Here is a 25,541-nt window from a genome sequence, read left to right on the forward strand (position 1 = left end):
TCTGACGACACGTTCGCTCTGTCCGCGATGCTTACCGGCATCGTCCTCGAGAACGCCGCCGACATGGCGGCCTGCTTTCCGGAGCTCTGGCCGACCCGCGAGGCCGCGAAGAAGGACGGCCAGAGGAAGGGGACAAATGGCTATTATAGAGACCTCTATAATAACAGAATGTCCCCATCCTCGGCGGAGGTGACCTATCGCCCGGAGGGCGCCGGCCATCGCGCCCGGACCGCGCGCGTCGATCTCTGCCGCATCCCCGATCCGGAGGCCTGGCTCACCAACCGCCTCGGGCCGCTCGCCAGCATCGAGATGCGGTCGATCGCGGGCTCCGGATCTGACGCACCCGATCCCGCCGCGGCGGCACGCCTCGACACCCTCGCATCCCGCCTGACCGCCAGCATGCAGGCCGTGCTCGCCGCGCGCCGCGCTGCGTTCGAAGCGCTGTCTGCGCGGCTAGACGCCGCGAAGCCCGCCGCCCTGCGCCGCACCCACCACCCCCAACCAGAAGAGGAGACCGAGGCATGAGTTACGACAGGATCCGCCTCTACGACGCCGGCCGCTTCCACGACACGGAGTTGCCCGACTGGTATCATGCGGCCGTGCGCATTAGCGAGACCGAACGCGTGGACTGGCATCGCGCGCTCGAGCGTGTCCTCGACTGCGAATACACGCTGCTGACCGAGGAGGGCTTGCTGGGCGGTGCGCTCGAGATCCGGTTCTGGCCGAGCGAGATCCACGGCTTCTTCGTGCTGATCGAAACGCCGCTCTCCTTCGTCGAGCATGTCATCGTTCCAAACCCCGCGGACTGGCTGCCGTTCCTCTCGCGCCATCTCGCACCGCTCATCGGGGTCGCCAACCAGGGCTCCCTGATCGCGCTCCACGGCAGGATCGGCAATGCCTTCATCGCCTGGGCGCGCCACGGCAAGGGCAGCCATATCGGTCGCGAGACCGGCGAGAGCCGGATCGACCTCGACAACGACCGCGACCGTCGCCGGGCCCAGCAGGCCCGAGCTGCCATGGAACGAGAGCGGCGGGAGGGGAGCGCATGAAGACCATGCGCTGGCATCCTCCAGGCTATGGTGGCGAGCGCCGCGACCCGGACCGCGTGAAAAGGGACGGTTGGCGCGATCAGGGCGTGCTCGCCATCTCAATTGACGATGAGCGCCTCAGCTGGCCAGAGCGGGAGCTGGTCCGACAGCTGGGCGAGAAACTGTATGGGCCGCGACACCGCGAAGCCGAGGCGCCGGACCCGTGACCGGATTCTCTGTGGACCCCGGAGTCCGCGCCGGGGTCCATCTGGGGTCTAGGGCCTGCCCGGGGAGTTTCTGGTTCCTTTCCGGGCACTTACGTATACGGGCGGGCGAAGCGCGGGACTTCGCCAGCACCAGGGCCGGATTTTTGGGAAGCCACCCGAAGCCGGAGCTAGGCGCGCCCTGCGCAAACCCCAATGAACGCTGGCCTTCCGACCGGACACCGCTGGTAGCCGCTGGACCCCGCGTGGAGTCCGGCCCGGCATCCGGAGTCCGGAAGCCACCGGCATCCACCCAACCGAGGAACTTTGCCCATCATGACGCTGAGCTTCGCCCCGGACGCGATCGAGACGTGGCCGCTGTCGCGCCTCCAGCCCTAACCGACAGGCCTTCCTCCCGATAAAGGCGATACAGCTTTTTGTGGTTCATCGTGATCCCCTCGCGCCCGAGCAGTATGCCAATCCGGCGATAGCCGAACCGCCGCCACTTCTCGGCGATCTCGCCCATTTCCTTGCGGATGTCCGGGTTGTCGGCCGAGCGTTCACGCCGCACCGTCTTCGGATCGACACCGACCAGGGCGCAGCCCCGGCGTTGCGAGATGTCATGATCCCGCATCGCCCGGAGCGCCGCATCCCGCCGCGCCATCGGCGTCGTCAGGGTTTTCCCAAGAGATCCTTCAGCACGACGTTGTCGAGCATCGTATCCGCAAGCAGCCGCTTCAGCTTCGCGTTCTCGTCCTCGAGCTGCTTGAGCCGCTTCGCGTCAGAGAGGTCCATCCCGCCATATTTGGCTTTGAGCTTGTAGAACGTCGCAGGGCTCAACCCGTTGTGCGCTACGATTGATCCACTGGATCAATCGCTTAACGCTTCAACTCCGGCAAAGCTCGGAGGTGGGCAAACCAGCCTCCTGTTCCTTGATCATCCCGATAATCCGCGCCTCGGTGAACCGGCTCTTCCTCATGTCGTCTGCTCCTTCTCAGGTTGGGCAGACTCTACATCACGGCGAGGGAACTTCCGGGGGGCAGGTCACATGGGATCAAACACCTAGCGCTTGCGGTCGCGACGCGCGCTCATCGGCTGGAAGGCGACGGTGACATGGGCCTCGCAATAGGGTTTGCCCTGCTGCACCGGCAGTCCGCAGAACCAGAAATCCGGCGTCGCGGGATCTCCGATCGGCCATTTGCAGGTGCGTTCGGTCAGTTCCATGAGCGTCAGCTTGCGGGCGGTCTTCTCGACCTCGCGCACCGATGCGAGCGTTTCGGGGCTGATCTCGTTGGCCGAGGGTTGCGGCGGCAGCGGCTGGCCGGCCGTCACCAGCACGGGCTTGCGCGGGGCGGGCACTGCCGGGGTGGGGGCGGGCGATGGCGGCACCGGCTGCGGCGCGGCGGCAGCGGCCGGGCGCGGCTCGACAGGTTTCTTCTCGGGTGTGGGGGCGGCTTCGACCCGGGGTTCGGGTGCGTCGGTGCGGGTCGGTTTCTCGCGCGTGGGGACGGGTTTGGCCGGGGCAGGCGTGGCGACCCCGCCCGCGCGGTTCGACAGGCCCAGCCGGTGGACCTTGCCGATCACCGCATTGCGGGTGACGCCGCCCAGTTCCTTGGCGATCTGGCTGGCCGACTGGCCCTCGGCCCACATGCGTTTCAGCGTCTCGACACGTTCATCGGTCCAGGACATGGCGTTTCCTTGGGCAGGTCCGGCAGCGGGCTGGGGTGCTGGATGCGCCCATGCTGCCCGCCGGAGGAGAGAATTCATTCAAGAGACTATTCTACTCCGGGGCGGATCGGGGATACAAGCGCAAGCCTGAAACAGGAGACTGGCGAAATGGACGCGACCGGCAGGGCCAAGGCGAGTGCGGCAGACGGAATGGGGGCCAGACGCTTCGGGCGGGTGAACTGGCTGGGGCTGTGGACGCTGAGCCAGCGCGAGATCATGCGCTTCGTCGTGGTCTGGTCGCAGACGCTGGCCGCGCCGCTGGCCACCGCGGCGCTGTTTCTGGGCGTCTTCGCGCTGGCCATCGGACCGGATCGCGAGACGGTGATGGGCGTGCCCTTCATCCAGTTCCTGGCGCCCGGCATCCTGATGATGACCGTGATCCAGAACGCCTTTGCCAACACCTCGTCCTCGATCCTGATCTCCAAGGTGCAGGGCAATATCGTCGACACGCTGATGCCGCCGCTCTCGCCGCTGGAACTGCTGCTGGGTTACACCGCCGGGGGCGTGGTGCGGGGGCTGCTGGTGGCGCTGCTGGTCGCGGGGCCGATGCTGGCGGTGCTGGGGATGGGGGTGGCGCATCCAGTCTGGGCGCTGGTCTTCGTGATGCTCGGCTCGGCCTTCCTGTCGGCGCTGGGGATTGTCGCGGCGATCTTTGCCAACAAGTTCGACCAGATGGCCGCGATCACCAATTTCATCGTTACGCCGCTGAGTTTCCTGTCGGGCACCTTCTACTCCATCGAGCGGCTGCCGCCCGCGATGCAGACCGTGACCCATTTCAACCCGGTCTTCTACCTGATCGACGGGGTGCGCTACGGCATCATCGGGCAATCCGACAGCTCGCCCTGGCTGGGGCTCGCGGTCTGTTCGGCCAGCACCGCGGCCGTGATGGGGCTGTGCTGGTACTGGTTCCGCACCGGCTACCGGATGAAGCCATAAGCCCTCAGGCCCGGTGGGCGCCCGCCGCCAGCCCCGCGACATAGGACAGGATCTCGGCCACCGGGCGGCCTGCCTCGATCTGCTTGACGATGGCCGAGCCGACCACCGCCCCATCCGCCACCGCGGCAATGGCCTCGGCCGTCTCGGGCGTGCGGATGCCGAAGCCCACGATCACCGGCAGGTCGGTCTGTGCCTTGATCCGCGCCACCTCGGGGCCGACATCCGTCGCCTCGGCCGCCGCCGCGCCGGTGATCCCGGTGATCGAGACGTAATAGACAAAGCCGCTGGTGTTCTGCAGCACCTTGGGCAGGCGCTTGTCATCCGTGGTGGGCGTGGCCAGCCGGATGAAGTTCAGCCCCGCCGCCTGCGCGGGGATGCAGAGTTCCTCATCCTCCTCGGGCGGCAGGTCCACGACGATCAGCCCGTCGATCCCGGCCTCGCGCGCATCCGCCAGGAACCGGTCCACGCCACGGTTATAGATCGGGTTGTAATAGCCCATCATCACGATCGGCGTGGTGTCATCGCCCGCGCGGAAGGCCCGCGCCATCTCCAGCGTCTTTTCCAGCGTCTGCCCGGCCTCCAGCGCGCGCTGACCGGCAAGCTGGATCGTCGGCCCGTCCGCCATCGGATCGGTAAATGGCATGCCCAGTTCGATGATATCGACCCCCGCGCCCGGCAGCCCCTTAACCAGTTCCAGCGAGGTTGCGTAATCGGGGTCGCCTGCCATCACATAGGCCACGAAAGCCTTGCGGTTCTCGGCGCGCAATGCGGCGAACTTGGCGTCGATGCGGGTCATGTCTTTCCTCCCCCGGTCCTGGCACACGCGGTTTGCGGCAGCGGGCGGGGAAAATCAATGGGCGCTTTGGCCGCCGCGTCGCTTGACGCCGCCCACCGCCGCCCCCTACATGCGCGCGGACCTCAGGCGGGAGAGACGCAGATGGGCTTCAAGACCGGGATCGTGGGGCTGCCCAATGTGGGCAAGTCGACCCTGTTCAACGCGCTGACCCGCACCGCGGCAGCGCAGGCGGCGAATTTCCCCTTCTGCACGATCGAGCCCAATGTGGGCGAGGTGGCGGTTCCCGATGCGCGGCTCGACACGCTGGCCCGTATCGCCGGGTCGAAACAGATCATCCCGACGCGCATGACCTTTGTCGATATCGCCGGGCTGGTGAAGGGCGCGTCCAAGGGCGAGGGGCTGGGCAACCAGTTCCTGGCCAATATCCGCGAATGCGACGCCATCGCCCATGTCCTGCGCTGTTTCGAGGATGACGACGTCACCCATGTCGAGGGCCGGGTGGACCCGGTGGCGGACGCCGAGGTGATCGAGACCGAACTGATGATCGCCGACATGGAATCGATCGAGCGGCGGCTCCAGAACCTCGTGCGCAAGATCAAGGGCGGCGACAAGGAGGCGATCCAGCAGGAACGCCTGCTGAAAACTGCACTCGCCGCGCTGGAACAGGGCCGCCCCGCCCGCACCGTCCAGGTCGCCGACGAGGATGCCCGCGCGTGGGAGTTGCTTCAGCTTCTGACCGCGAAACCCGTGCTTTACGTCTGCAACGTCTCCGAAGCCGAGGCCGCGACCGGCAACGCCCATTCCGCCGCCGTCGCGCGCATGGCCGAGGCGCAGGGCGCGGCCAGCGTGGTTATTTCGGCACGGATCGAGGAGGAGATCAGCCAGCTCGACGCCGAGGAGGCGCGCGAGTTCCTGGCCGAGCTGGGGCTTGAGGAGGCCGGTCTGGATCGGCTCATCAAGGCGGGCTACAGGCTTCTGGGATTGCAGACCTATTTCACCGTCGGCCCCAAGGAGGCCCGCGCCTGGACCATCGCGGCAGGCACCCCCGCGCCAAGGGCTGCCGGGGTGATCCATGGCGATTTCGAACGCGGCTTCATCCGGGCCGAGACCATCGCCTATGACGATTACGTTACCCTCGGCGGCGAACAGGCGGCCAAGGATGCGGGCAGGATGCGGTCCGAGGGCAAGGGCTATGTCGTGCAGGACGGCGACGTGCTGCATTTCCTGTTCAACGCCTGACCCCGGACCAGTTGCCTGACACGCGCGGCCCTTGCCCGGCCGCGCGCCCCTGTCGCGTGAACGACCCGAAAGAGCCCCGTTTTGTCCCAAGTTTAAACATTTCTTAGAAGTGTTCTAGGAAACATGGGGGAATTGGCTTGAAGGTCGGGAAATTCGGGAATGTTCTTCAGATCGAAAAAGACGGCAGGCGCTGACGACGAGGCGCAAGTCGCCTCGACCTTCATGGCGGTCATCGACCGGACCCAGGCGACGATCCAGTTCCAGCCGGACGGGACGATCCTGACCGCGAACGCGAATTTCCTCCAGGCGTTGGGCTATTCCGTGGAAGAGATCGTGGGCAGGAATCACGCGATGTTCGTCGACCGGGTCTTCGCCCAGGGCGACGAATACCGCCGCTTCTGGCAGGAACTGGCCAGCGGCAGATCGTTTACCGACCAGTTTCCGCGCGTTCGCAAGGATGGCAGCGTGATCTGGATCCAGGCAACCTACGCGCCCTATCTCGACGCCGAGGGCAAGGTGTGCAAGGTCATCAAGATCGCAACAGACATAACCGACCGCCAAAGAGGCATCGGGGGCATCGCCGAGGGGCTGCGCGAACTCAGCAACGGCAACCTGATGCACCGCGTCCCGACCTGCAATGCCGCCGACATCGACGCTTTGGGAACCGCGTTCAACGCCGCCGTCGAACAGCTCTCCGTGTCGATCTCGGCGGTCAAGGATGTCTCGACCGCGGTCGAACGCACGGCCGACGAACTGGGCCAGTCCTCGTCCGAGCTTTCGCAACGGACCGAGTCGCAGGCCGCCACGCTTGAGCAGACGGCAGCCGCGATCGAGGAACTGACCTCGACCGTCCGGGCCGCGGCCGAGGGCGCACGCGGGGTCGAAGCCTCGGCCAACGCGGCCAAGAGCACCGCGGAAAACGGCGGCAAGGTCGTGGGCGATGCCATCGACGCCATGTCGCTGATCGAGAAATCCTCGACCAAGATCGCCCAGATCATCTCGGTCATCGACGATATCGCCTTCCAGACCAACCTTCTGGCGCTGAATGCCGGGGTCGAGGCGGCGCGGGCCGGCGATGCCGGGCGCGGCTTTGCCGTGGTGGCGTCAGAGGTGCGGGCGCTGGCCCAGCGCGCCTCGGAAGCCGCGCGCGAGATCAACGCGCTGATCGAGGAAAGCTCGCATCATGTGAAGACCGGGGTCGGGCTGGTCGGGCTTGCCGGGGACGAACTGCACAAGATCATCGACGGCGTCGCAGGGATTTACGCCCATATCACCGAGATTTCGCGCGGCGCCGCCGAACAGGCGATCACGCTGAACGAGATCAACAGCGGCGTGAGCCATCTGGATTCGGTGACCCAGCAGAACGCGGCCATGGTCGAAGAATCAACCGCGGCCAGCCAGGTCCTTGCGAACGATGCCCGCGAACTTGCCCGGCAGGTGGCGGTGTTCCGAACATCCGCCGACAGCCAGTCCCGCTTCGCCTATGACCGGCCCTTCGCCTCGCAGCAGGCCGCCCCCCGCCGACGCGCTGCGTTCTGAGCCTTCGCCGTCCTCACCGGGCGCAAAGGCGTTCGGCAAGGCCGCCGTGCCGCCCCGACAAGGCCTCAGGCGGCGTTGCGGCGGTCGGGTTTGACGTCGGCCTGGTTGTCCGCGTCGGTGTCCGGCAGACCCTCGCGCGAGAGCAGAACCGCGACCGGGCGCAGCCACGGGATATGCGAGCAGACGATCATCACCGAGACCATGATCGGCACTGCAAGGAACATCCCCGGCACGCCCCACACCGCCGCCCAGAACGCCAGCGACGCGATGATCCCGAAGGAGGACAGCCGAAGCGTCTTGCCCAGAAGAAGCGGGTCCAGCACCTGACCGACCACGAATTGCAGGAACCCCACGATGGCCAGTACCGCCAGTCCGGTCACGTTGTCGCCGGTCTGCACATAGGCGACCAGCGCCGTGGCCAGCGTGGCAACGATCGAGCCGATATTCGGGATGAAGTTCAGCACGAAGGTCAGAACGCCCATGGCCAGCGCCAGTTCCAGCCCGAAGAGCCGCATCACGGCATAGACCAGCGCCCCGGTGACCAGGCTGACCAGCGTCTTGACCACCAGGTAGCGGTTCACCCGATGCATGATCGAGCCGATGATCCGCTGCACTCGCGCAGCGCTTTCGGCATCGCCCATCAGGCTGTTGAGCTTGGTCGAGAACCACAGCCGTTCCAGGAACAGGAAGCCCACGAAGAGGGTTACCAGAACCGCGCCCGAGGCGATGTTGCCCGCCTGTCCGGCCATCGCGGTCAGCCATGGCCCCAGCCGCACGCCGCGCAGCCAGTTCAGCACCGCCTGTTCGACATCCTCGCCCATCCAGCCGAACATCTCGGCCACCGCGCGCTGGCCCGGTTCGGCATATTGCATGATGGTCGTGACCACCGTGTTCGCCTGGGTCAGGATGATCGCCGAAAGCGAGATCAGCACCGTCGCGATCAGCAGCACCGCCAGCAGCGAGGCCAGCCATTCCGAGAACCGCGCCTCGCCGAAGCGCAGCCGCTGCATGTAGCCGATCGCATCCGAGGTCAGCGAGAACAGGATGATGGCAATCGCCAGCGAGATCAGCAGGAACTTGGCCTGCACCAGCAGGAACAGCACCACCGCGAAGGCGATGATGCCCAGAAACCAGGCCTGAAGCCGGCGAAGATCCTGTTTGGGCAGCCCCGCTTGCGGGGGGGGCGGCAGGTCCGGGTCGAAAGGCGCTTTCATTGCAGGCGATCCGTTGTGCCGCGGCAAGCGGCCTTGAGCTATCCCCTGAAACTAGGGACAGGCACGCCCCGGAGCAAGCCGTGGCGCGCGCCGCGCGGCCCGGCCGGCGCAAGATGCGCCGACCGGTGATCTTGCGGGCAGGGCTCAGCCCCGCGCGCGCAGGCGCAGCGCGCCCAGGCCCGCCAGCCCGGCCAGCAACAGCGGCAGCCCTGCGGGCAGCGGCACCGGGGCGGGCGCCAGGGCGGCGGCAAATTCGGCCGTGCTCAGGCGGCTGCCATCGGCAAACAGCCAGCTCTGCCAGTTGCGGAAGCCGCCTGCCAGCTCGCCAGCGGCGCCGGTCAACCGCAGCATGTAGCTGCCGTCCCCCGCCGCCTCGAAGCCCAGCACATCCGTCAACATATAGGCCACAAGGCTGACGGTATTCTCGCCCGCGCCGCCGTCGAACAGCCCGTCGATCAGCAGGTCGGACGTCAGCGTGTCGATGCTCAGCAGGTCGTCGCCCGCCCCGAACAGCACATCGCCAAGGATGCGGCTGTCACCAAGCAGCGTCAGGCTGCTGTCGCCCTGGGTCGGTGCCAGCCCGATGGCGATGCCGCTGCGGCCCAGCATGGTGCCGGAATTGACGATCTCGACCGATTGGCGCGCCTGGCTGACGTGATCATCGGGCAGGCTGGGGTCATAGGCGGCCGAGATTGCACGCGGCCCTTCCATGTAGCCTTCGTTCACGATCCGCACCGAACCGGCGGGGCGCAGCGGATCGCGGCTGTTGTCGAACTCGCCATCCATGTCGATGGCGGCCTTGTTGGGGTCGTCATCGGGCCCCAGCGACAGCAGGACAGCGCCGGGCGCGTTGTAGACCTCGCCCTCGTCCAGGTCGATGGCGTCGTCGGTGCCGACGATGCGGCCGTAATTCTCGGCCCGGCCCGAGGCGAACTGAACGCCATCCTGATCGGCCACGCTTTCGTCGAACTGGATCAAGCCGTTATTGATGATGGTGAAATCGTCGCGCGCCTCGACCACTTCCTCGCCGCCGTAAAGCGCGCCATTGTTGATCACGGTCGATCCCTGGCCGCGGATCTGAAGCGCCCGGCCCTCGGTCGAACGGATCACGCCATCGTTGATGACGGTCGTGCCGGGATAATCCTCGCCGCCGCGCACCGTCTGACGGCGCGATTCGATCAGCGCACTCTCGGCATTGATGACCGTCAGCCCGCCATCGCCGCCCCGGCTGTGGATGCCCCGGTCGCCGCCCGAGATGGTGCCATTGTTGATGTAGGTCTGGTTCGTGCCCCGCACCTCGATCGCGTTGTTGGCGTTGTTATCGGCGGTATTCGGGTTCTGGATCAGCCCGTCATTGGTCAGCGTGATGTCGTTGCCTCCGAAGCGGAAGGCGGGCGTGGCCGCGCCGGTGGAGGAAACGGTCGCGCCGCTTTCGACAAGGATGGTCAGGCCATTCTGATCCCAGCGCTGGTTGGTGGAGGTGGTGCCGTCCGCGCAGGTCAGCGACAGGGCCGACAGCGTACAGGCCTGCGCCGCGGGCGTCAGCGCGACAAGTCCAAGCGCGGCGGTGCTCAGAAGCAGAATTCGGGTCATGTCATGTCCTTCGAATTGTAAATGCCTGCGGGCTAGCGCCCGCGCGTAACAGCAATTTGAAGGACTTGTGACAAACCGGGCCGGGAACGGGATGTCAGAACAGGATCACGTTGCGCCGGGCCGCGCCGGTTTTCGTGTCGGCTATGGCCTCGTTGATCTGGTCCAGCCGCCAGCGCCCCGAGATCAGCTCGTCCAGCCGGATCCGGCCCTGGCGGTAGAGATCCACGATCCAGGGGATGTCGCGGGCCAGCACCGTGTCGCCCATCATCGAGCCGCGCAATTCCTGCCCCAGAAGGGCAATCGACATCGGTTCATAGCGCGCCGTCTGGCCGGAATGGGGCATGCCCACCATCACCAGCCGCCCGCCCGGCGCCAGATAGCGCGGCGCGCTGTCATAGGCTGCCGGGTTGCCGACCGCGACCAGCACCGCGTCGGCGGCGCGGCCCGCGATCTGGCGGGCACGGCGCCAGGGCTTGTCCTCGCTCGCCAGCACGCCGTCGGTGGCGCCGAATTCCAGCGCCGCCTCCAGCTTGTCGGGGCGCATGTCGATGGCGATGATCCGGGCGGCCCCGGCCAGCCGCGCGCCCTGGATCGCGTTCAGCCCCACGCCGCCCGCGCCGATCACCACCACGGTTTCACCGGGCCGGATCCGCGCGGTGTTGACCGCGGCGCCCAGCCCCGTGATCACCCCGCAGGAAATCAGCGACGCGGCGTCCATGGCCATGTCGGCCGGGATCGGGGCAAGCTGGCTTTCATGCACCACCACCGCCTCGGCAAAGGCGCCGGTGTCCAGCCCCTGATGCACGGGTTCGCCCGCCTCGGTGAAGAGCGGCGTGTTGCCGTCACCCGGTTTCGTGCGGCAGATCGTCGGGTGCCCCCCGGCGCAGGTGGGGCAGCGGCCGCAGGCGCGGATCAGCGTCACCAGCACCCTGTCGCCCGGCGCATAGCCCGTGACCCCCGGCCCGATCGCGGCGACATGGCCCGCGGCCTCGTGCCCGTAGACGGCGGGCAGGCTCTGGTTCCATGCGCCTTCGGCCATCGAGATGTCGGAATGGCAGATCGCCACCGCGCCCAGCGTGACCTCGACCTCGCCGGGTCCGGGCGGGCGTAGGTGCAGGGTCTCGATGTTCAGCGGTGCGCCGAATGCGCGGCAGAGGGCGGCCTTGATCGGGCGCATGGGTGGTCTCCTTCCGGGTCAGGCGGGGGCGCGGCTCTCGCTTCGCGCAACGAAGACAAGGGCGCAGACGATCATCAGGCTGGCTGCCAGCAGGAACGGCGCCCCGGGCAGGATCATGGGCGCGCCCTCGCGGGTGAAGGCGGCGAAGATCTGCGTCATCGCGATGGGCGACAGGATCATAGCGACCGAGCGGGTGGAACTGATCGCGCCCTGCAATTCGCCCTGCTGGTTGTCATGCGCGGCCTTCGACATCAGCCCCAGGATCGCGGGCGTGACCACCGCCCCCAGCGCCAGAAGCGGCGTCATCAGCAGGATCGCGGTCGAGTTGTCGACAAGGCCGATGATCAGGAAGGCGACAAAATTGTAGGACAGACCGTACCAGACGGTGCCGCGTTCGCCCAGCACGCGCAGGATCACCCGGATCAGCCCGCCCTGCACCGCGGCGATACCGATGCCGAACATCGCCAGCGAAATGCCGATGGTGCCGGTCGACCAGCCAAAGCGGTACTGGGTGAAATAGGCCCAGATCGCGGGATAGATGAACATCGCGCATTCATAAAGGAAGAACAGCGCCAGCAGCGGCCGCACCCCGGGCAGCCGCCCCATTTCGCGAAAGGCACCCAGCGGGTTCGCCCGGCGCCATTCGAACGGGCGACGGATGCGGTCGGTCACCGTCTCGGGCAGCACGAACCAGCCGAAGATCAGGTTGGCGGTGGCCAGCGCGGCGGCGGCCCAGAACGGCGCGCGCGGGCCAAGCTCGCCCAGGAAACCGCCGATCAGGGGGCCAAGCACGAAGCCGATGCCGAAGGTTGCGCCGATCAGCCCGAACCGCGCGGCCTTGCGTTCGGGGGGCGAGATATCGGCGATGAAGGCGCCCGCGGTCGCCTGTGTCGCGGCGGTGATCCCGCCGACGATGCGGGCCGCGAACAACAGCCAGATCGAGCCCGCCAGCGCCATCACCACATAATCCAGCGCCATCGTGGCAAGCGAGATCAGCAGAACCGGCCGCCGCCCGTAGCGGTCCGACAGGTTGCCGACCAGCGGACCGCACAGGAACTGCATCACCGCAAACGAGGTGGCGAGGATCCCGCCCCAGATCGCGGCATCCGACAGCCCCACGCCCTCGATGTCGCGGATCAGGTCGGGCATCACCGGCAGGATCAGCCCGATCCCGATGGCATCGAGGATCAGCGTGATCAGGATGAAGATGATCGGTAGGCGGGTCTTGGGCTGGCTCATGGGTGCGCGTCCGGGCGTTGGATGACAAGGGCTTAGCCGGCGGGGGCGCACGGCAAAGCGTTTCGCGCGCGCCTCAGCCCGGCCGCAGACCCAGCATCGCCCGCGCCTCGGCCCAGGTGGCGACGGGGCGGTCGTGGCGGTCGCAGAGCTCGACCGCCCGGCGCACCAGCGCGGCGTTCGAGGGGGCAAGCCGGTCGCGGTCCAGCCGCACATTGTCCTCAAGCCCCGTCCGTGTATGGCCACCGGCGGCGATGGACCATTCGTTCACCTCGATCTGGTGCCGCCCGATCCCCGCGCCGCACCATTCCGCGTCGGGCGCCAGCCGGTTCAGCGTCTGAATGTAGAAGTCGAAACTGGCCCGGTCCGCGGGCATCGCGTTCTTCACGCCCATCACGAACTGGACGTAAAGCGGCCTGGCCAGCCGCCCGTCCTCGCTCATCCTCACGGCCTGAAAGATGTGCGACAGGTCGAATGCCTCGATTTCCGGCTTCACATCGTATTTGTGCATCTCAGAGGCAAGGAAATCGACCAGATCGGGCGGATTCTCGTAGACCCGTGTTGGAAAATTGTTGGAACCGACCGCCAGCGAGGCCATGTCCGGGCGCAGCGGCAGCATCCCCGCCCGCGCCGCCCCCGCGCCGGAGCGGCCGCCCGTCGAGAGTTGCACGATCATGCCGGGGCAATGCTTGTGGATGCCCTCCATCAGCCGTGCGAAACGCTCGGGGTCCGAGGTCGGCGTCTGGTCGTCATTGCGGACATGGCAATGGGCGATGCTTGCCCCCGCCTCGAAGCTTTCGTGGATGCTCTCGACCTGTTCGGCGATGGTGATGGGAACGGCCGGGTTGTCCTCCTTGCGGGGGACCGATCCGGTGATGGCGACGCAGATGATGCAGGGTTTGGTCATTTCGTCTCGGCTATGGCGATCAGGATTTGCGCCAGTCTATCGGGGGCGGCGAAGAAGGGCGAGTGGCCGGTTTCCAGGCGATGGACCTGCGCGGGCGGCCAGTCGCGCGTCATGTCCTCTTGCGCCGCGGGCGGGATGGCGCGGTCAGCGGTGCAGATGACGTAGTGGCGCGGCAGCCTCGCGGGCAGGGCGGCGGCGGGTTCGGTGCCGGGGGCGGTCGGCTGCGGCGTCAGGCGGGGACGGGCGAAATCGGCGGTGCCGGACGGGCAGTCGTGATAAAATACGGGTTCAAGGCTTTCCTCCGCGAAGGTCGATGTCTTGCGGTCCGCGCTCATCCGGAAGGCGGCCAGCAGGCTCTCGCAGCGATAATGCGCGCGCAGATCGCGGGCCGATTGCCCCGGCCGCGGGGCCCAGGCGGCGACGAAGACCAGCGCCTCGATCCGATCCGGTGCTGCGGCACCTGCGGCGGTTATGGTGATGCCGCCCAGCGAATGGCCGACGAGGATCGCGGGCCTGGTCAGCGCCGCCAGCACCGCATCGCGGTAATCGCTCAGCGTCACCGTTTCGGGCGGCGTCGGGTCCGCGCCTGCCCCGGGCAGGTCGATCGCGCGGGCATCATGGCCCGCCGCCCTCAGAAGCGGCAGCACATCGCGCCAGCACCAGGCGCCATGGTTCGATCCGTGGACAAGCAGGAATTCTGTCATTTTCAGGCCCATTTCCAGCTTCGGCTTTTCCGAGATGTTCGGAAAGCGCAATTCTTGTGCAGTCCGAAAAGATGCCGCAGCGCCCGCAAAGGGCGCCTCGCCATCTGCTGGAAGAGCAGGGTTCCCGCTTGGTCGATGCAGGGCAGATGGCCAGCCCCGCGGATCGGGGCACATTGTGCGCCCGGCTGCCAAAGCGCCACATCGCCCAGATCTGCAATCCGCATCGACACCTCCTGTCCTGTCCGACCGCCGCGCAGCATGGCCCGCGGGGCAGGGGGCGTCAATCAGACCAGCCTTATATGCGCCATGATCTGCCCGTGATCCGAGGCGCGCACATTGCCGGGCGCTTCGGGAAGGGTGCCGTCGGTGATGTGGTCGTTGAAGATTCCGAAATGGGTCATCTCGCCGATCCGGCCGGGCCAGTCGGGGTGGAAATGGCGCGACAGCAGGATCGCGTCAAAGGACTCGAAGACGCCGCCGAAGGCATTGGTATAGGCCATGTCGCGCAGCGCCTTGCGGATGAACAGCCGCTCGGCGGAATGCAGTTGCACCCGTTCGACAGCCTCGCGGATCGCGGCGGCCTCGGCCTCGGTATAGCGGTCATCCGCATTGCGCGCGTCGTGGCGGCGCAGCCAAGTGTAATCGGTGAAGGGTCGTTCGCCCGCGATGATCTGCTGCGTTGCGGATTGCAGGGTGGCGTTCAGATCGCCCAGTACGGCAACGGGGTTGCCTGCCTCCAGTTCGTCGACCACCAGCTTGCGTAGCACCCAGGCCTCGGCCATCCGGCGCAGCGAGGCGCGCAGTATGCCCAGCGCCCGGCCCGGTGCGTCGTAGTTCAGAAGGTCAACTTCGGGCGAAAAGCGCGCGCCCTTGGGCCGGACGAATTCGCCCATGCGCGATCTGAGATGCAGGTTGAAGACGGTCAGCACATGGTTGCCCAGGGGCACGCGCACCTTCAGGATCGGGCGCGTCAGCCGGTTCAGGACATAATGCCCGGCATCGCCGCCGCCCAGATGATTGAACGTGATCTCCAGCGGCGGGTCGAGCCGCTGGATCGACATCGGTTGCCCCGCAAAGCCGAAGCGCGACAGGATCGCCAGCCCCGGCCGCCGCTCGCCCGGGCCGGAATCGGCCAGGTTGGGGGCAAAGGCCAGATCGGCCTCGGCATAGGGGCGGCGGTCGGGTGCGGTTTCATCGGCGCGCGCGATCACCTCGCGCAGGGCTTCGGGGTCGATGATTTCCTGAAAGGCCAGAATGTCGGAATCCATGCGGTTCAGTTGCGCCGCCATCCAGTCGCGCTTGGCGGCATAATCCTCTGTCGAATAAATCTCGAACCGCTGATATTCCTGATCCGGGCCGATCAGGTTCTGGGTGTTGAATGTTGCAATCCTGAAAGTCTTCATCGCGCTTCTCCGTCCTGTCCGAGCGCCATCCGGAAGGTTTCAGCCGCCACATTGCCGCCCGATCCGATCACGATCACCGCATCGCCTGTCACCGCTTCGGCCCGGAACAGGGCCGCGGCCAGCGCCACCGCGCCGCCGGGTTCGAGCACGATCCTTAGCTGGGTGAAAGCGGCGGCCATGGCACGCAGCGCCTCGCCCTCGGTGACCACGAGGCCGGGGCCGCAGAGCCGCGCCATGACTGGAAAGGTGATCCGGCCCGGGCTGGGCGTCAGGATCGCATCGCAAAGCGATCCCGCGCGGGCATCGTTCGCGACGATCCGGCCTGCGGCCAGTGATCGGGCGGTGTCGTCGAAGCCTTCGGGTTCCACGGGACGCACCCGCAGCCCCGGGGCGCGCGCCTCAAGCGCCAGCGCGACGCCCGCGGTCAGCCCGCCGCCGCCGCAGGGGATCAGCACATCGGCATCCGTGACGCCCGCCGCGGCGGCCTGTGCGGCCAGTTCCAGCCCGACCGTGCCCTGCCCGGCAATCACCTGCGGATCGTCGAAGGGCCGGATCAGCGTCAGCCCGCGTGCCGCCGCGATACCGGCTGCCAGCGCCTCGCGGTCTTCGGTGGCGCGGTCGTACAGCACCAGTTCGGCCCCCAGCGCGCGGGTGCCATCGATCTTGGGTCCGGGCGCGTCGGTCGGCATCACGATCACCGCGGGCAGGCCGAACGCGGCTGCGGCCCGGGCCACGCCCTGCGCATGGTTGCCCGAGGACAGGGCGATCACGCCCCGCGCCCCCGCGCCCCGCGCCGAGACTGCCGCCCAGCCGCCGCGCGCCTTGAAACTGCCGGTATGTTGCAGGCATTCGGCCTTGACCAGCACGCGCCGCCCCGCGATCCGGTCCAGCCCCGGCGCGGACAGCAGCGGGGTTTCACGCACATGGCCCGCAAGCCGCGACGCCGCGGCCTCAATCATCGCGATGTTCACGCGACGGCCTTCAGGAAGGCGCGGATCGCGGCCAGACTTTCGGGCTCGTCGAGAAAGGGGACATGCGCGCGGTCCGGCACCTCGGCAAAGATCATGTCGGGGCGGCGGCGGCGCATCTCGGTCGTCGCCTCGGGCGAGAGCAGGTCGGAATTCGCCCCCCGGATCAATGCCACGGGCTTGCCCGCCAGCGCATCGAAGAGCGGCCACAGATCGGGGGCCTCGCCCTCGAAGGCGGCCAGGAACGCCTCGCGCAGCGCCGGGTCATAGGTGATCCGCAGCCCCTCGGTCGTCTCGATGAAATGGTGCCGCGCCTCCTGCAACCAACGCTCGTGCGGGACATTCTCGAAGCCCGTCATCGAGCGCGCCAGCCCCATCGCGGCCTGTTCATGGGTTCTTGCCGCCGGGTTTCGGCCGACATAGTCGAAGATGCGCTCAAGCCCCGGCCGGGCGATCTCGGGGCCGACATCGTTCAGGCACAGCCCCGCCACGCGGTTGGGCACCGTCGCGGCCAGCAGCATCCCGATCAGCCCCCCGCGCGAGGTGCCCAGGATCGGCACCGCGCCCAGCCCCAGATGGTCGAGCAGCGCCACCGCATCCTGCGCCTCCTGCGGCAGGGTATAGCTGGCCGCGCCGGTCCACTCGGACGCCCCGCGCCCGCGATAATCCATGCGGATCAGGCGGATATCCGGCAGATGCGGCGCCAGATAGCCGAAATCCGTCGAACTGCGCGTCAGCCCGGCAAGGCACAGCAGGGGCGGGCCGCTGCCCTCGTCGCGATAGGCGATCCGCGCGCCGTCATGGGCGGTAAAATGGTCCATCATGCTGCCTCTGCAAGGGCCGGTATGCCGGTCAGGTCGGCCAGGACATGGGCCGGGCGCCAGGGCATGCGGTCGACCGGGGCGCCCGCGCGATTGACCCAGGCGGTCACGAAACCGTATCCCGCACCCGCCGCCGCGTCCCAGCCATTGGCCGAGACGAACAGCACCTGCCCCGGCGCGGTGCCGAAGCGCTGGCCGACAAGGTCATAGACCGAACGGTGCGGCTTGAAGACGCCCGCGCTTTCGACCGAGAGCACATCGTCCAGCAAGCCGCCGATCCCTGCCGAGGCTACCGCGCTGGCCAGCATGCCCGGCGCGCCGTTCGACAGGATCGCGGTGGCCTTGCCCGCCTGTTTCAGCGCCGCCAGCATGGCGGGCACCTCGGGATAGGCCGACAGCGCGCGGTAAAGGTCCAGCAGGCGGGCGCGCAGCCGGGCATCGCCCTGCAAGCCATGCGCCTCCAGCGCCCAGTCAAGCCCGTCCTGCGTGACCTGCCAGAAATCGGCATGCGCGCCGGTGATGGCCCTGAGCCAGCTGTATTCCAGTTGCTTGCGCCGCCAATCCTCGGCCAGCCGTACCCAGAGACCGGCCAGCCGCTCGCAACCCGGCGCGCTGGCTGCCTCGCGCGCGGCGGCGGTCACGTCGAACAGCGTGCCATAGGCATCGAAGATGCAGGTGGTGATGGCCATGTCCTCCTCCTCGGGGGCGAGACTGGCACAGAGCCGGGCGCGGGAAAAGGGTGCGGACGCGCCGCAGCAGGATGTCACGGGAATCAGGTAGGATGACGCCATAGGAAGGAGACCGCGATGTCACAAGATCACGGCAAGGTCTGGTGGACCGAGTTGATGACCCGGGATGTGCCCGGCGCATTGGCCTATTACAAGGCCGTCTGCGGCTGGTATTTCGAGCCGATGTCGGTGGAGGGAGGGGTCTATCAGGTGGGGATGCGCGCCGGCCAGCCCGTGGTCGGGGTGATGGATCTGGCCAGCATGCCCGGCATGGAGAACCTGCCCGCGCATTGGTTCAGCTATTTCGCCGTGGACGATCTGGAACGCGCGGTCGAGCAGACCCTCAGCCTTGGCGGCAAGGTGATCCGCGCGCCGTTCCGGATCGAAGGCGTGGGCCTGATCGCGATCATCGAGGATCCGACCGGTGCCGCAATGGGGCTCATGACACCCGCACCCATGGGCTGAGGCATCGCGGCGCTTTACATCGCGCGCCTGTCCCCCGAGGCTGAGGGCATGAGCGGTGCATCCGCCGGGGACAGCCCAAGGAGACAGCCATGACCGAGGTCAAGCCGGGCGATACCGTCCGCATCCATTACACCGGCACGCTGCCCGATGGCAGCACCTTCGACAGTTCCGAAGGCCGCGAGCCGCTGGAATTCACCGTGGGCTCGGGCCAGATCATCGCGGGGCTCGACGCGGCGCTGCCGGGAATGCGCGCGGGCGACAGGAAGACCATCGAGGTGCCCTGTGCCGACGCCTATGGCGCGCGCAATCCCGATGCCTGCCACGCGATCCCGCGCGCCTATGTGCCCGACGACATGCCGATGGAGATCGGCACACGGCTTGAGGTGACGACGCCGCAGGGCCAGGCGATGGCGGTCACCGTGGCCGAGGTGACCGAGACCGAAGTGGTGCTGGATGCCAATCATCCGCTGGCGGGCGAGGATCTGATCTTTGCCATCGAGCTGGTCTCGATCGGCTGATCCTGCCGCGGGGCTTGGCGCGCCGGATCCTTCGTGCTCAACTGCACCCGGAGGAGGAGCGCGCCATGTCCCAGACCGTCGACGCCCTGCTGGCGCGGATTCGCGAGTTGCAGCAGAGCCTTCAGGACGAGCTTGAGGAAAAGCGAGCGGAATTCCGCTATCGCCTCGTGGCCGGGCGCGCACGTTTCGAGGACGAGGTGCTCGCCCGCCACCGTGCCCTTCGCGTCAGCCTGCTCAGCTTTCTCGCCCGGCCTCGGCCGCTGGTCATCCTGACCGCGCCGGTGATCTATGCGCTGATCCTGCCGCTGGTGCTGCTCGATCTGTTCGTCGCGCTCTTTCAGGCGGTCTGTTTCCCGGTCTATGGCATAGAAAAGGTGCGCCGGAGCGATCACATCGTCATCGACCGCCATCAGCTTGCCTATCTGAACGGGTTGCAGAAGCTCAACTGCGTCTATTGCGGCTATGCCAACGGGGTGCTGGCGCTGGCCCGCGAGGTCGCGGCGCGGACCGAGCAATACTGGTGCCCGATCAAGCATGCCCGCCGGGTGGCCGATCCGCACGGGCTTTATGGCAATTCCACCGATTTCGGCGATGCCGAGGGGTTTCGGGCCCGGCAGGCCGCGCTGCGGGCGGACCTGCGTCGGATCAGGGGGCGGTCGGGCGCAGCCGGGGCCAAGAAAACTTGAATTTTCCTGGCAAAATCCTTGTTGAAGGATTTTGCGCCACGTCGCCGCAGGCGAACGTGGCTTGGCGCCCGTGGCGGCGGCAGGCTCTTGCCTGCAAACGACGCTTGATCTAGCGTCCGCGGCATCCATCCCGGGAGAATCCGGCCCCAGAGGCCGGTGCCGAAGGAGCAACCGCCCCGGTAAACTCTCAGGCGTCAGGACCGCGGATGGGCACGGAAACTCTGGAGAGAGGCGCGGGGGCAGCCCCCCGTGTCCGCCGAAGGGATAGCGATCTCAGGCGAAGGGACAGAGGGGGCATCGCAACGGGCATCCATCGGGGGTGAACGCAAACGGTGCCGGGATGCGCGCTGCATCCGGCGGAAAGGGGCGACATGCCGGAATTGAAGCGCACTGCGCTTTACGATCTTCATCTGGACCTGGGCGCCAGGATGGTGCCCTTCGCGGGCTACGAGATGCCCGTGCAATATGCCCCGGGCGTGCTCAGGGAGCATCTGCATTGCCGCGCAGCGGCGGGGCTGTTCGATGTCGGCCATATGGGCCAGGTGATCCTGCGCGCGCCCTCGGGTCAGGCGGCGGATGCCGCGGCTGCGCTGGAACGGCTGGTGCCGGTCGATCTGCTGGGGCTGGCGCCGGGGCGGCAGCGCTATGCGATGTTCACCGACGATGCGGGCGGGATTCTGGACGATCTGATGGTTGCCAATCGGGGCGATCATCTGTTCCTCGTGGTCAATGCCGCCTGCAAGGGCGCCGATATCGCCCATCTGCGGGCGCATCTGTCCGGGGATTGTGCGGTCGAGGAGCTTGCCGACCGCGGGCTGCTGGCGCTTCAGGGGCCTGCGGCCGCGTCGGTGATGGACAGGATTGCCCCGGGTGCCGCGGCGATGCGCTTCATGGATGTGGCTGTGATCAACAGCGCGTTCGGCCCGCTCTGGCTGTCGCGGTCGGGCTATACCGGCGAGGACGGGTTCGAGATTTCGGTCGAGGGCACGCAGACCGTTGCGCTGGCGCGCGCGCTGCTGGCCGAACCCTCGGTCCAGCCCATCGGGCTTGGCGCGCGCGACAGTCTGCGGCTGGAGGCGGGGCTCTGCCTTTATGGCCATGACATCGACACCACCACCTCGCCCATCGAGGCGGGGCTGTCCTGGGCGATCCAGAAGGTTCGGCGGGCAGGCGGTGCGCGTGAGGGGGGCTTTCCCGGTGCCGGGCGCATCCTGCGGGAACTGGCCGACGGCCCCGCGCGGCTGCGCGTCGGCCTGCGCCCGCAGACCCGCGCGCCGATGCGCGAGGGCACGCCGCTATTCGCGGCCGAGGATGCCGCCGATCCGGTCGGTATCGTCACCTCGGGCGGCTTCGGCCCGTCCATCGAGGCGCCCCTGGCGATGGGCTATCTGCCCGTTGATCTTGGCCAGAAAGGGCGCACAGTCTGGGGCGAGGTGCGCGGCAGGCGGATGGCTGCCGATGTCGTCGCCCTGCCGTTCAGAGACCCGAACTACAAGCGTTGAGGACACCCATGTATTACACCGAAGAACATGAATGGCTGCGCGTCGAGGACGATCTGGTCGTCGTCGGCATCACCGAGCACGCTGCCGAACAGCTGGGCGACATCGTCTTTGTCGACCTGCCCGACGAGGGCAAGACCGTCTCGAAGGATGACGAGGTCGTGGTGATCGAAAGCGTCAAGGCTGCCTCGGACATCCTGGCGCCGCTGGATGGCGAGATCGTCGAGGTGAACGGCGCGCTCACCGACAATCCGGGCCTTGTGAACGAGGATCCGCTGGGCGAGGCGTGGTTCTTCAAGATGAAGGTCGAGGATCTGTCCGCGCTGGACGATCTGATGGACGAAGCCGCTTACAAGAAATTCATCGGCTGACGGAACGCCCCATGCCCTATTCCCCCAGCACCTATCTGCCCTACGACTTTGCCAACCGCCGCCATATCGGCCCCTCGCCCGAGGAAATGGTCGAAATGCTGAAGGTGCTGGGGCTGTCCACGCTCGAGGATCTGATCGACGAGACCGTGCCCGCCAGCATCCGCCAAGCCGAGCCGCTGGATTTCGGCAAGCCGAAATCCGAACGCGAGATGCTGTGGTTCATGCGCCAGATCGCCAAGAAGAACCGCCCCTTCACCACACTGATCGGGCAGGGCTATTACGGCACGGTCACGCCGCCCGCGATCCAGCGCAACATCCTGGAAAACCCCGCCTGGTATACCGCCTATACGCCCTACCAGCCGGAAATCAGCCAGGGCCGATTGGAGGCGCTGTTGAACTTCCAGACCATGGTCTGCGACCTGACCGGGCTGGAGGTCGCCAACGCCTCGCTGCTGGACGAGGCGACGGCCTGTGCGGAAGCCATGACCATGGCGCAGCGCGTGGCGAAGTCGAAGGCTGGCGCGGTCTTCGTGGATGCGAATTGCCACCCGCAGAACATCGCCGTGATCCGCACCCGTGCGGAACCGCTGGGGATCGAGGTGATCCTGGGCGATCCCTTTGCCGATCTGGACGCGACCCGCGTCTTTGCCGGCATCTTCCAGTATCCCGGCACCCATGGCCATCTGAACGATTTCACCGGTCCCATTGCCGCGCTGCACGAGGCCGGCGCGCTGGGCATCGTGGTGGCCGACCCGATGGCGCTGGTCGTGCTCAGGGAACCGGGCGCGATGGGGGCCGATATAGCCGTCGGCTCGACCCAGCGTTTCGGCGTGCCGATGGGGTTCGGCGGCCCGCATGCCGCCTATATGGCCTGTCGCGATGCCTACAAGCGGGCGATGCCGGGCCGCATCGTCGGCGTGTCGGTCGACAGCCACGGGCACAAGGCGTATCGGCTGGCGCTGCAAACGCGCGAACAGCATATCCGCCGCGAAAAGGCGACATCCAATGTCTGCACCGCGCAGGCGCTGCTGGCGGTGATCGCGGGTTTCTATGCCGTGTTCCACGGCCCCAAGGGGCTGCGCGCCATCGCCCAGCGCATCCACCGCAAGGCGGTGCGCACCGCGCGCGGGCTGGAAGAGGCCGGGTTCACGGTCGAACCGGCCGAGTTCTTCGATACCTTCACCGTCGAGGTCGGCCCGATGCAGGGCGTGATCTTCAAGGCCGCCCAAGCCGAGCGGATCAACCTGCGCAAGGTGGGCGCGACGAAACTGGGCATTTCGCTGGATGAAACCACCCGTCCGGCCAGCATCGAGGCGCTCTGGCGGGCCTTCGGCATCACCCGCAAGGACGAGGGCGGCGACGGGCAATACCGGCTTCCCGACAGCATGTTGCGGCAGTCCGACTACCTGACCCACCCGGTGTTCCAGATGAACCGCGCGGAAACCGAGATGATGCGCTACATGCGCCGTCTGGCCGATCGCGACCTTGCGCTGGACCGGGCGATGATCCCGCTGGGCTCCTGCACGATGAAGCTGAACGCCGCGGTCGAGATGATGCCGATCACCTGGCCGGAATTTTCCAATATCCACCCGCTGGCCCCGGCCGAACAGGTCAAGGGCTATGCCGAGATGCTGGCCGAGCTTTCGGACAAGCTGTGCCGGATCACCGGCTATGACGCGATGTCGATGCAGCCCAATTCGGGCGCGCAGGGCGAATATGCGGGGCTTCTGACCATTGCCGCGTATCACCGGGCAAACGGACAGGGGCATCGCAACATCTGCCTTATCCCGACCTCGGCGCATGGCACCAACCCTGCCTCGGCGCAGATGGCCGGGATGAAGGTCGTCGCGGTCAAGGCGACCGAGACCGGCGATATCGACCTCGCCGATTTCCGCGCCAAGGCCGAGGCCGCGGGCGACAATCTGGCGGCCTGCATGATCACCTATCCTTCGACCCATGGCGTCTTCGAGGAAACCGTGCGCGAGGTTTGCGAGATCACGCATCGCTTCGGCGGGCAGGTCTATCTGGACGGCGCCAACCTGAACGCGCTGGTGGGGCTGGTCAAACCCGGCGAGATCGGCGCCGATGTCAGCCACCTGAACCTGCACAAGACCTTCTGCATCCCGCATGGCGGCGGCGGTCCCGGGATGGGGCCGATCGGGGTCAGGGCGCATCTGGCGCCCTTCCTGCCGGGCGATCCCTTGCGGGGTGGGCAGGGCGCGGTCAGCGGCGCTATGCACGGCTCGGCCTCGATCCTGCCGATCAGCTATGCCTATATCCTGCTGATGGGCGGCGCGGGGCTGACACAGGCCACCAAGGTCGCGATCCTGAACGCCAATTACATCGCGAAGCGCCTCGAAGGCGCCTATGACGTGCTGTTCAAGGGCGCGCAGGGCCGGGTCGCGCATGAATGCATCATCGACACCCGCCCCTTTGCCGACAGCGCCGGGATCACCGTGGACGACATCGCCAAGCGGCTGGTCGATTGCGGCTTCCACGCCCCCACGATGAGCTGGCCGGTCGCCGGAACCCTGATGATCGAGCCCACCGAAAGCGAGACCAAGGCCGAGCTTGACCGCTTCATCACCGCGATGCTGGCCATCCGCGAGGAGATCCGCGCCATCGAGGAGGGCCGCGCCGACCGCGAGAACAACCCGCTGAAACGCGCCCCCCACACGGTCGAGGATCTGGTGGCCGAATGGGACCGCCCCTACACGCGCGAACAGGCCTGCTTCCCGCCCGGTGCCTTTCGGGTCGACAAGTACTGGCCGCCCGTGGGCCGGGTCGACAACGCCTATGGCGACCGCAACCTGGTCTGCACCTGCCCGCCGGTCGAGGATCTGGCCGAAGCCGCCGAGTGATTCATCGGGCATTGACCTGCCGGGCTGGCGCAGTGCGCCAGCCTTTTCTTTCGCCTTGAAACATGCGGCCCTCCGAATATATTCACTAAATCGAATATAAATGGAGGGCGACTCATGGGCGCCGGTCTGAAACTCGTCTGCACCGATTGCGGCACCACCAACCGCGTGCCCGCCGACCGGCTTGGGGCCGGTGCGAAATGCGGCACCTGCGGCACGAAGCTTGTGCCGGGCAAGCCGGTCGATCTGGATTTCGCGACCTTGCAGAAATGCATCCGGGGCGACGACCTGCCGCTGCTCGTCGATTTCTGGGCGGCCTGGTGCGGTCCCTGCCGGATGATGGGGCCGCAATTCGCCCAGGCCGCGCAGATCCTCGCGCCGAATGTGCGTCTGGCCAAGGTCGACACCCAGTCCAACCCCGATGCGACAGTGCGCTATGACATCCGCGGCATCCCGCTTCTGATCCTGTTTTCCAGGGGTCGCGAGCTTGCCCGGCTGTCCGGTGCGCGCCCCGCGGCGGATATCGTCACCTTTGTGCGCCAGCATGTTGGCCAGACCGCTTGACATCCCCCGCGCCATCGGTCACATCAGCGCCCATCGGGGCCGTAGCTCAGCTGGGAGAGCGCGTCGTTCGCAATGACGAGGTCAGGGGTTCGATCCCCCTCGGCTCCACCAAATCCAGAAATACTCATCGTATCAATGGGTTGCCGCAAAGGCGGGCCCTTAAGTCCTTGCCATGACGACCGCGCCCCCGATGGGGCGTCCGCCTGCTGATCCCGAAGCCCGAAACCGGCCGACTCGGCCAGCGACCTGTGTCGGCCCCGCGACGGGCTTTTCCGTTTTTCCCTGGGGGGCAGAGTCAGGCGCGGCAGGTTTGCAATATCCCCTGCCGCGCCTTGCGAAGCGTTTGCTTCGCGGGGGTCC

The 25,541-nt window shown here is 67.2% G+C and carries 25 protein-coding genes, 1 tRNA gene, 1 pseudogene and 2 riboswitches; of the genes and pseudogenes, 14 read left to right on the top strand and 13 right to left on the bottom strand.

The window, feature by feature from the left end; translation table 11 throughout:
• Positions 1-27: 27 nt before the first annotated feature.
• The 3 genes from GH815_RS15905 to GH815_RS15915 are packed head-to-tail and all read left to right on the top strand — an operon-like array spanning position 28 to position 1,255.
• Positions 28-525: a hypothetical protein gene (locus GH815_RS15905; RefSeq protein ID WP_211365104.1), complete on the top strand. Its 498-nt coding sequence runs from the start codon at positions 28-30 to the stop codon at positions 523-525.
• Positions 522-1,049, top strand: a complete 528-nt coding sequence (locus tag GH815_RS15910; protein WP_153749745.1) for a hypothetical protein — start codon at positions 522-524, stop codon at positions 1,047-1,049. Before GH815_RS15905 ends, GH815_RS15910 begins: the two co-directional genes overlap by 4 nt.
• Positions 1,046-1,255, top strand: a complete 210-nt coding sequence (locus GH815_RS15915; protein WP_425541972.1) for a hypothetical protein — start codon at positions 1,046-1,048, stop codon at positions 1,253-1,255. The genes GH815_RS15910 and GH815_RS15915 overlap by 4 nt, the downstream gene beginning before the upstream one ends.
• Before the next feature lie 370 nt (positions 1,256-1,625).
• On the opposite strand, the pseudogene GH815_RS15920 reads toward GH815_RS15915, so the two are convergent.
• A pseudogene (locus tag GH815_RS15920) lies at positions 1,626-2,210 on the bottom strand (transposase); the annotation flags it as partial.
• Between the two features lie 83 nt (positions 2,211-2,293).
• Positions 2,294-2,920 carry a GcrA family cell cycle regulator gene (locus GH815_RS15925; RefSeq protein WP_153749746.1) on the bottom strand — a complete coding sequence of 209 codons (627 nt, stop codon included), beginning with the start codon at positions 2,918-2,920 and terminating at the stop codon, positions 2,294-2,296.
• Between the two features lie 147 nt (positions 2,921-3,067).
• Between GH815_RS15925 and GH815_RS15930 the strand changes: the two genes are divergently transcribed.
• On the top strand, positions 3,068-3,895 hold the full coding sequence (locus GH815_RS15930) for an ABC transporter permease (RefSeq protein ID WP_246176489.1): 828 nt from the start codon (positions 3,068-3,070) through the stop codon (positions 3,893-3,895).
• 4 nt (positions 3,896-3,899) lie between these two features.
• Here the strand turns inward: GH815_RS15930 and trpA are convergent, their stop codons facing one another.
• Positions 3,900-4,691: a tryptophan synthase subunit alpha gene (gene trpA / locus GH815_RS15935; RefSeq protein ID WP_153749747.1), complete on the bottom strand. Its 792-nt coding sequence runs from the start codon at positions 4,689-4,691 to the stop codon at positions 3,900-3,902.
• 141 nt (positions 4,692-4,832) lie between these two features.
• Between trpA and ychF the strand changes: the two genes are divergently transcribed.
• Entirely contained in the window at positions 4,833-5,930 is a 1,098-nt protein-coding gene (gene ychF / locus GH815_RS15940) for a redox-regulated ATPase YchF (RefSeq protein WP_153749748.1), read from the top strand.
• Positions 5,931-6,089: 159 nt separating this feature from the next.
• The gene (locus GH815_RS15945; protein WP_153749749.1) at positions 6,090-7,469 is read left to right on the top strand and encodes a methyl-accepting chemotaxis protein; all 1,380 of its coding nucleotides are present in this window, start codon (positions 6,090-6,092) and stop codon (positions 7,467-7,469) included.
• A gap of 65 nt (positions 7,470-7,534) precedes the next feature.
• On the opposite strand, the gene GH815_RS15950 is transcribed toward GH815_RS15945, so the two are convergent.
• The 10 genes from GH815_RS15950 to GH815_RS15995 all read right to left on the bottom strand — a co-directional run bounded on the left by GH815_RS15950 (position 7,535) and on the right by GH815_RS15995 (position 18,181).
• Positions 7,535-8,683 (bottom strand): AI-2E family transporter, encoded by a 1,149-nt coding sequence (locus tag GH815_RS15950; protein ID WP_153749750.1) that lies wholly within the window; start codon positions 8,681-8,683, stop codon positions 7,535-7,537.
• Positions 8,684-8,827: 144 nt separating this feature from the next.
• Entirely contained in the window at positions 8,828-10,276 is a 1,449-nt protein-coding gene (locus GH815_RS15955) for a hypothetical protein (RefSeq protein WP_153749751.1), read from the bottom strand.
• A 94-nt stretch (positions 10,277-10,370) separates the two neighbouring features.
• Positions 10,371-11,453 (bottom strand): Zn-dependent alcohol dehydrogenase, encoded by a 1,083-nt coding sequence (locus GH815_RS15960; protein WP_153749752.1) that lies wholly within the window; start codon positions 11,451-11,453, stop codon positions 10,371-10,373.
• 18 nt (positions 11,454-11,471) lie between these two features.
• Positions 11,472-12,692: a TCR/Tet family MFS transporter gene (locus GH815_RS15965; RefSeq protein ID WP_153749753.1), complete on the bottom strand. Its 1,221-nt coding sequence runs from the start codon at positions 12,690-12,692 to the stop codon at positions 11,472-11,474.
• A 73-nt stretch (positions 12,693-12,765) separates the two neighbouring features.
• Positions 12,766-13,596 carry a BKACE family enzyme gene (locus tag GH815_RS15970; protein ID WP_153749754.1) on the bottom strand — a complete coding sequence of 277 codons (831 nt, stop codon included), beginning with the start codon at positions 13,594-13,596 and terminating at the stop codon, positions 12,766-12,768.
• On the bottom strand, positions 13,593-14,300 hold the full coding sequence (locus GH815_RS15975; RefSeq protein WP_153749755.1) for an alpha/beta fold hydrolase: 708 nt from the start codon (positions 14,298-14,300) through the stop codon (positions 13,593-13,595). Before GH815_RS15975 ends, GH815_RS15970 begins: the two co-directional genes overlap by 4 nt.
• Before the next feature lie 284 nt (positions 14,301-14,584).
• A complete protein-coding gene (locus tag GH815_RS15980; protein WP_153749756.1) occupies positions 14,585-15,703 on the bottom strand; it encodes an endonuclease/exonuclease/phosphatase family protein in 1,119 nt (372 codons plus the stop codon).
• Positions 15,700-16,662 (bottom strand): threonine ammonia-lyase, encoded by a 963-nt coding sequence (locus GH815_RS15985; protein ID WP_153749757.1) that lies wholly within the window; start codon positions 16,660-16,662, stop codon positions 15,700-15,702. Before GH815_RS15985 ends, GH815_RS15980 begins: the two co-directional genes overlap by 4 nt.
• 8 nt (positions 16,663-16,670) lie before the next feature.
• A complete protein-coding gene (locus GH815_RS15990) occupies positions 16,671-17,495 on the bottom strand; it encodes an alpha/beta fold hydrolase (RefSeq protein ID WP_153749758.1) in 825 nt (274 codons plus the stop codon).
• Positions 17,492-18,181: a haloacid dehalogenase type II gene (locus GH815_RS15995; protein WP_153749759.1), complete on the bottom strand. Its 690-nt coding sequence runs from the start codon at positions 18,179-18,181 to the stop codon at positions 17,492-17,494. Before GH815_RS15995 ends, GH815_RS15990 begins: the two co-directional genes overlap by 4 nt.
• Before the next feature lie 117 nt (positions 18,182-18,298).
• On the opposite strand from GH815_RS15995, the gene GH815_RS16000 reads away from it, so the two are divergent.
• The 8 genes from GH815_RS16000 to GH815_RS16035 all read left to right on the top strand — a co-directional run bounded on the left by GH815_RS16000 (position 18,299) and on the right by GH815_RS16035 (position 25,292).
• The gene (locus GH815_RS16000; RefSeq protein ID WP_153749760.1) at positions 18,299-18,685 is read left to right on the top strand and encodes a VOC family protein; all 387 of its coding nucleotides are present in this window, start codon (positions 18,299-18,301) and stop codon (positions 18,683-18,685) included.
• Between the two features lie 89 nt (positions 18,686-18,774).
• On the top strand, positions 18,775-19,203 hold the full coding sequence (locus GH815_RS16005) for an FKBP-type peptidyl-prolyl cis-trans isomerase (protein WP_153749761.1): 429 nt from the start codon (positions 18,775-18,777) through the stop codon (positions 19,201-19,203).
• A 65-nt stretch (positions 19,204-19,268) separates the two neighbouring features.
• The gene (locus GH815_RS16010; protein ID WP_153749762.1) at positions 19,269-19,889 is read left to right on the top strand and encodes a hypothetical protein; all 621 of its coding nucleotides are present in this window, start codon (positions 19,269-19,271) and stop codon (positions 19,887-19,889) included.
• 121 nt (positions 19,890-20,010) lie between these two features.
• Positions 20,011-20,102: riboswitch (glycine riboswitch) on the top strand.
• A riboswitch (glycine riboswitch) is annotated at positions 20,103-20,188 on the top strand. It begins immediately after the preceding riboswitch.
• Positions 20,189-20,260: 72 nt separating this feature from the next.
• On the top strand, positions 20,261-21,391 hold the full coding sequence (gene gcvT, locus GH815_RS16015) for a glycine cleavage system aminomethyltransferase GcvT (RefSeq protein ID WP_153749763.1): 1,131 nt from the start codon (positions 20,261-20,263) through the stop codon (positions 21,389-21,391).
• 8 nt (positions 21,392-21,399) lie between these two features.
• Positions 21,400-21,759 (top strand): glycine cleavage system protein GcvH, encoded by a 360-nt coding sequence (gcvH, locus tag GH815_RS16020; protein ID WP_153749764.1) that lies wholly within the window; start codon positions 21,400-21,402, stop codon positions 21,757-21,759.
• Between the two features lie 11 nt (positions 21,760-21,770).
• A complete protein-coding gene (gene gcvP, locus GH815_RS16025) occupies positions 21,771-24,620 on the top strand; it encodes an aminomethyl-transferring glycine dehydrogenase (RefSeq protein ID WP_153749765.1) in 2,850 nt (949 codons plus the stop codon).
• A 114-nt stretch (positions 24,621-24,734) separates the two neighbouring features.
• Positions 24,735-25,181: a thioredoxin TrxC gene (gene trxC / locus GH815_RS16030; RefSeq protein ID WP_153749766.1), complete on the top strand. Its 447-nt coding sequence runs from the start codon at positions 24,735-24,737 to the stop codon at positions 25,179-25,181.
• A 35-nt stretch (positions 25,182-25,216) separates the two neighbouring features.
• Positions 25,217-25,292 (top strand) — tRNA-Ala (locus GH815_RS16035).
• Positions 25,293-25,541 lie beyond the last annotated feature (249 nt).

The sequence above is a fragment of the Rhodovulum strictum genome, assembly GCF_009649175.1.
Classification (GTDB): domain Bacteria; phylum Pseudomonadota; class Alphaproteobacteria; order Rhodobacterales; family Rhodobacteraceae; genus Rhodovulum; species Rhodovulum strictum.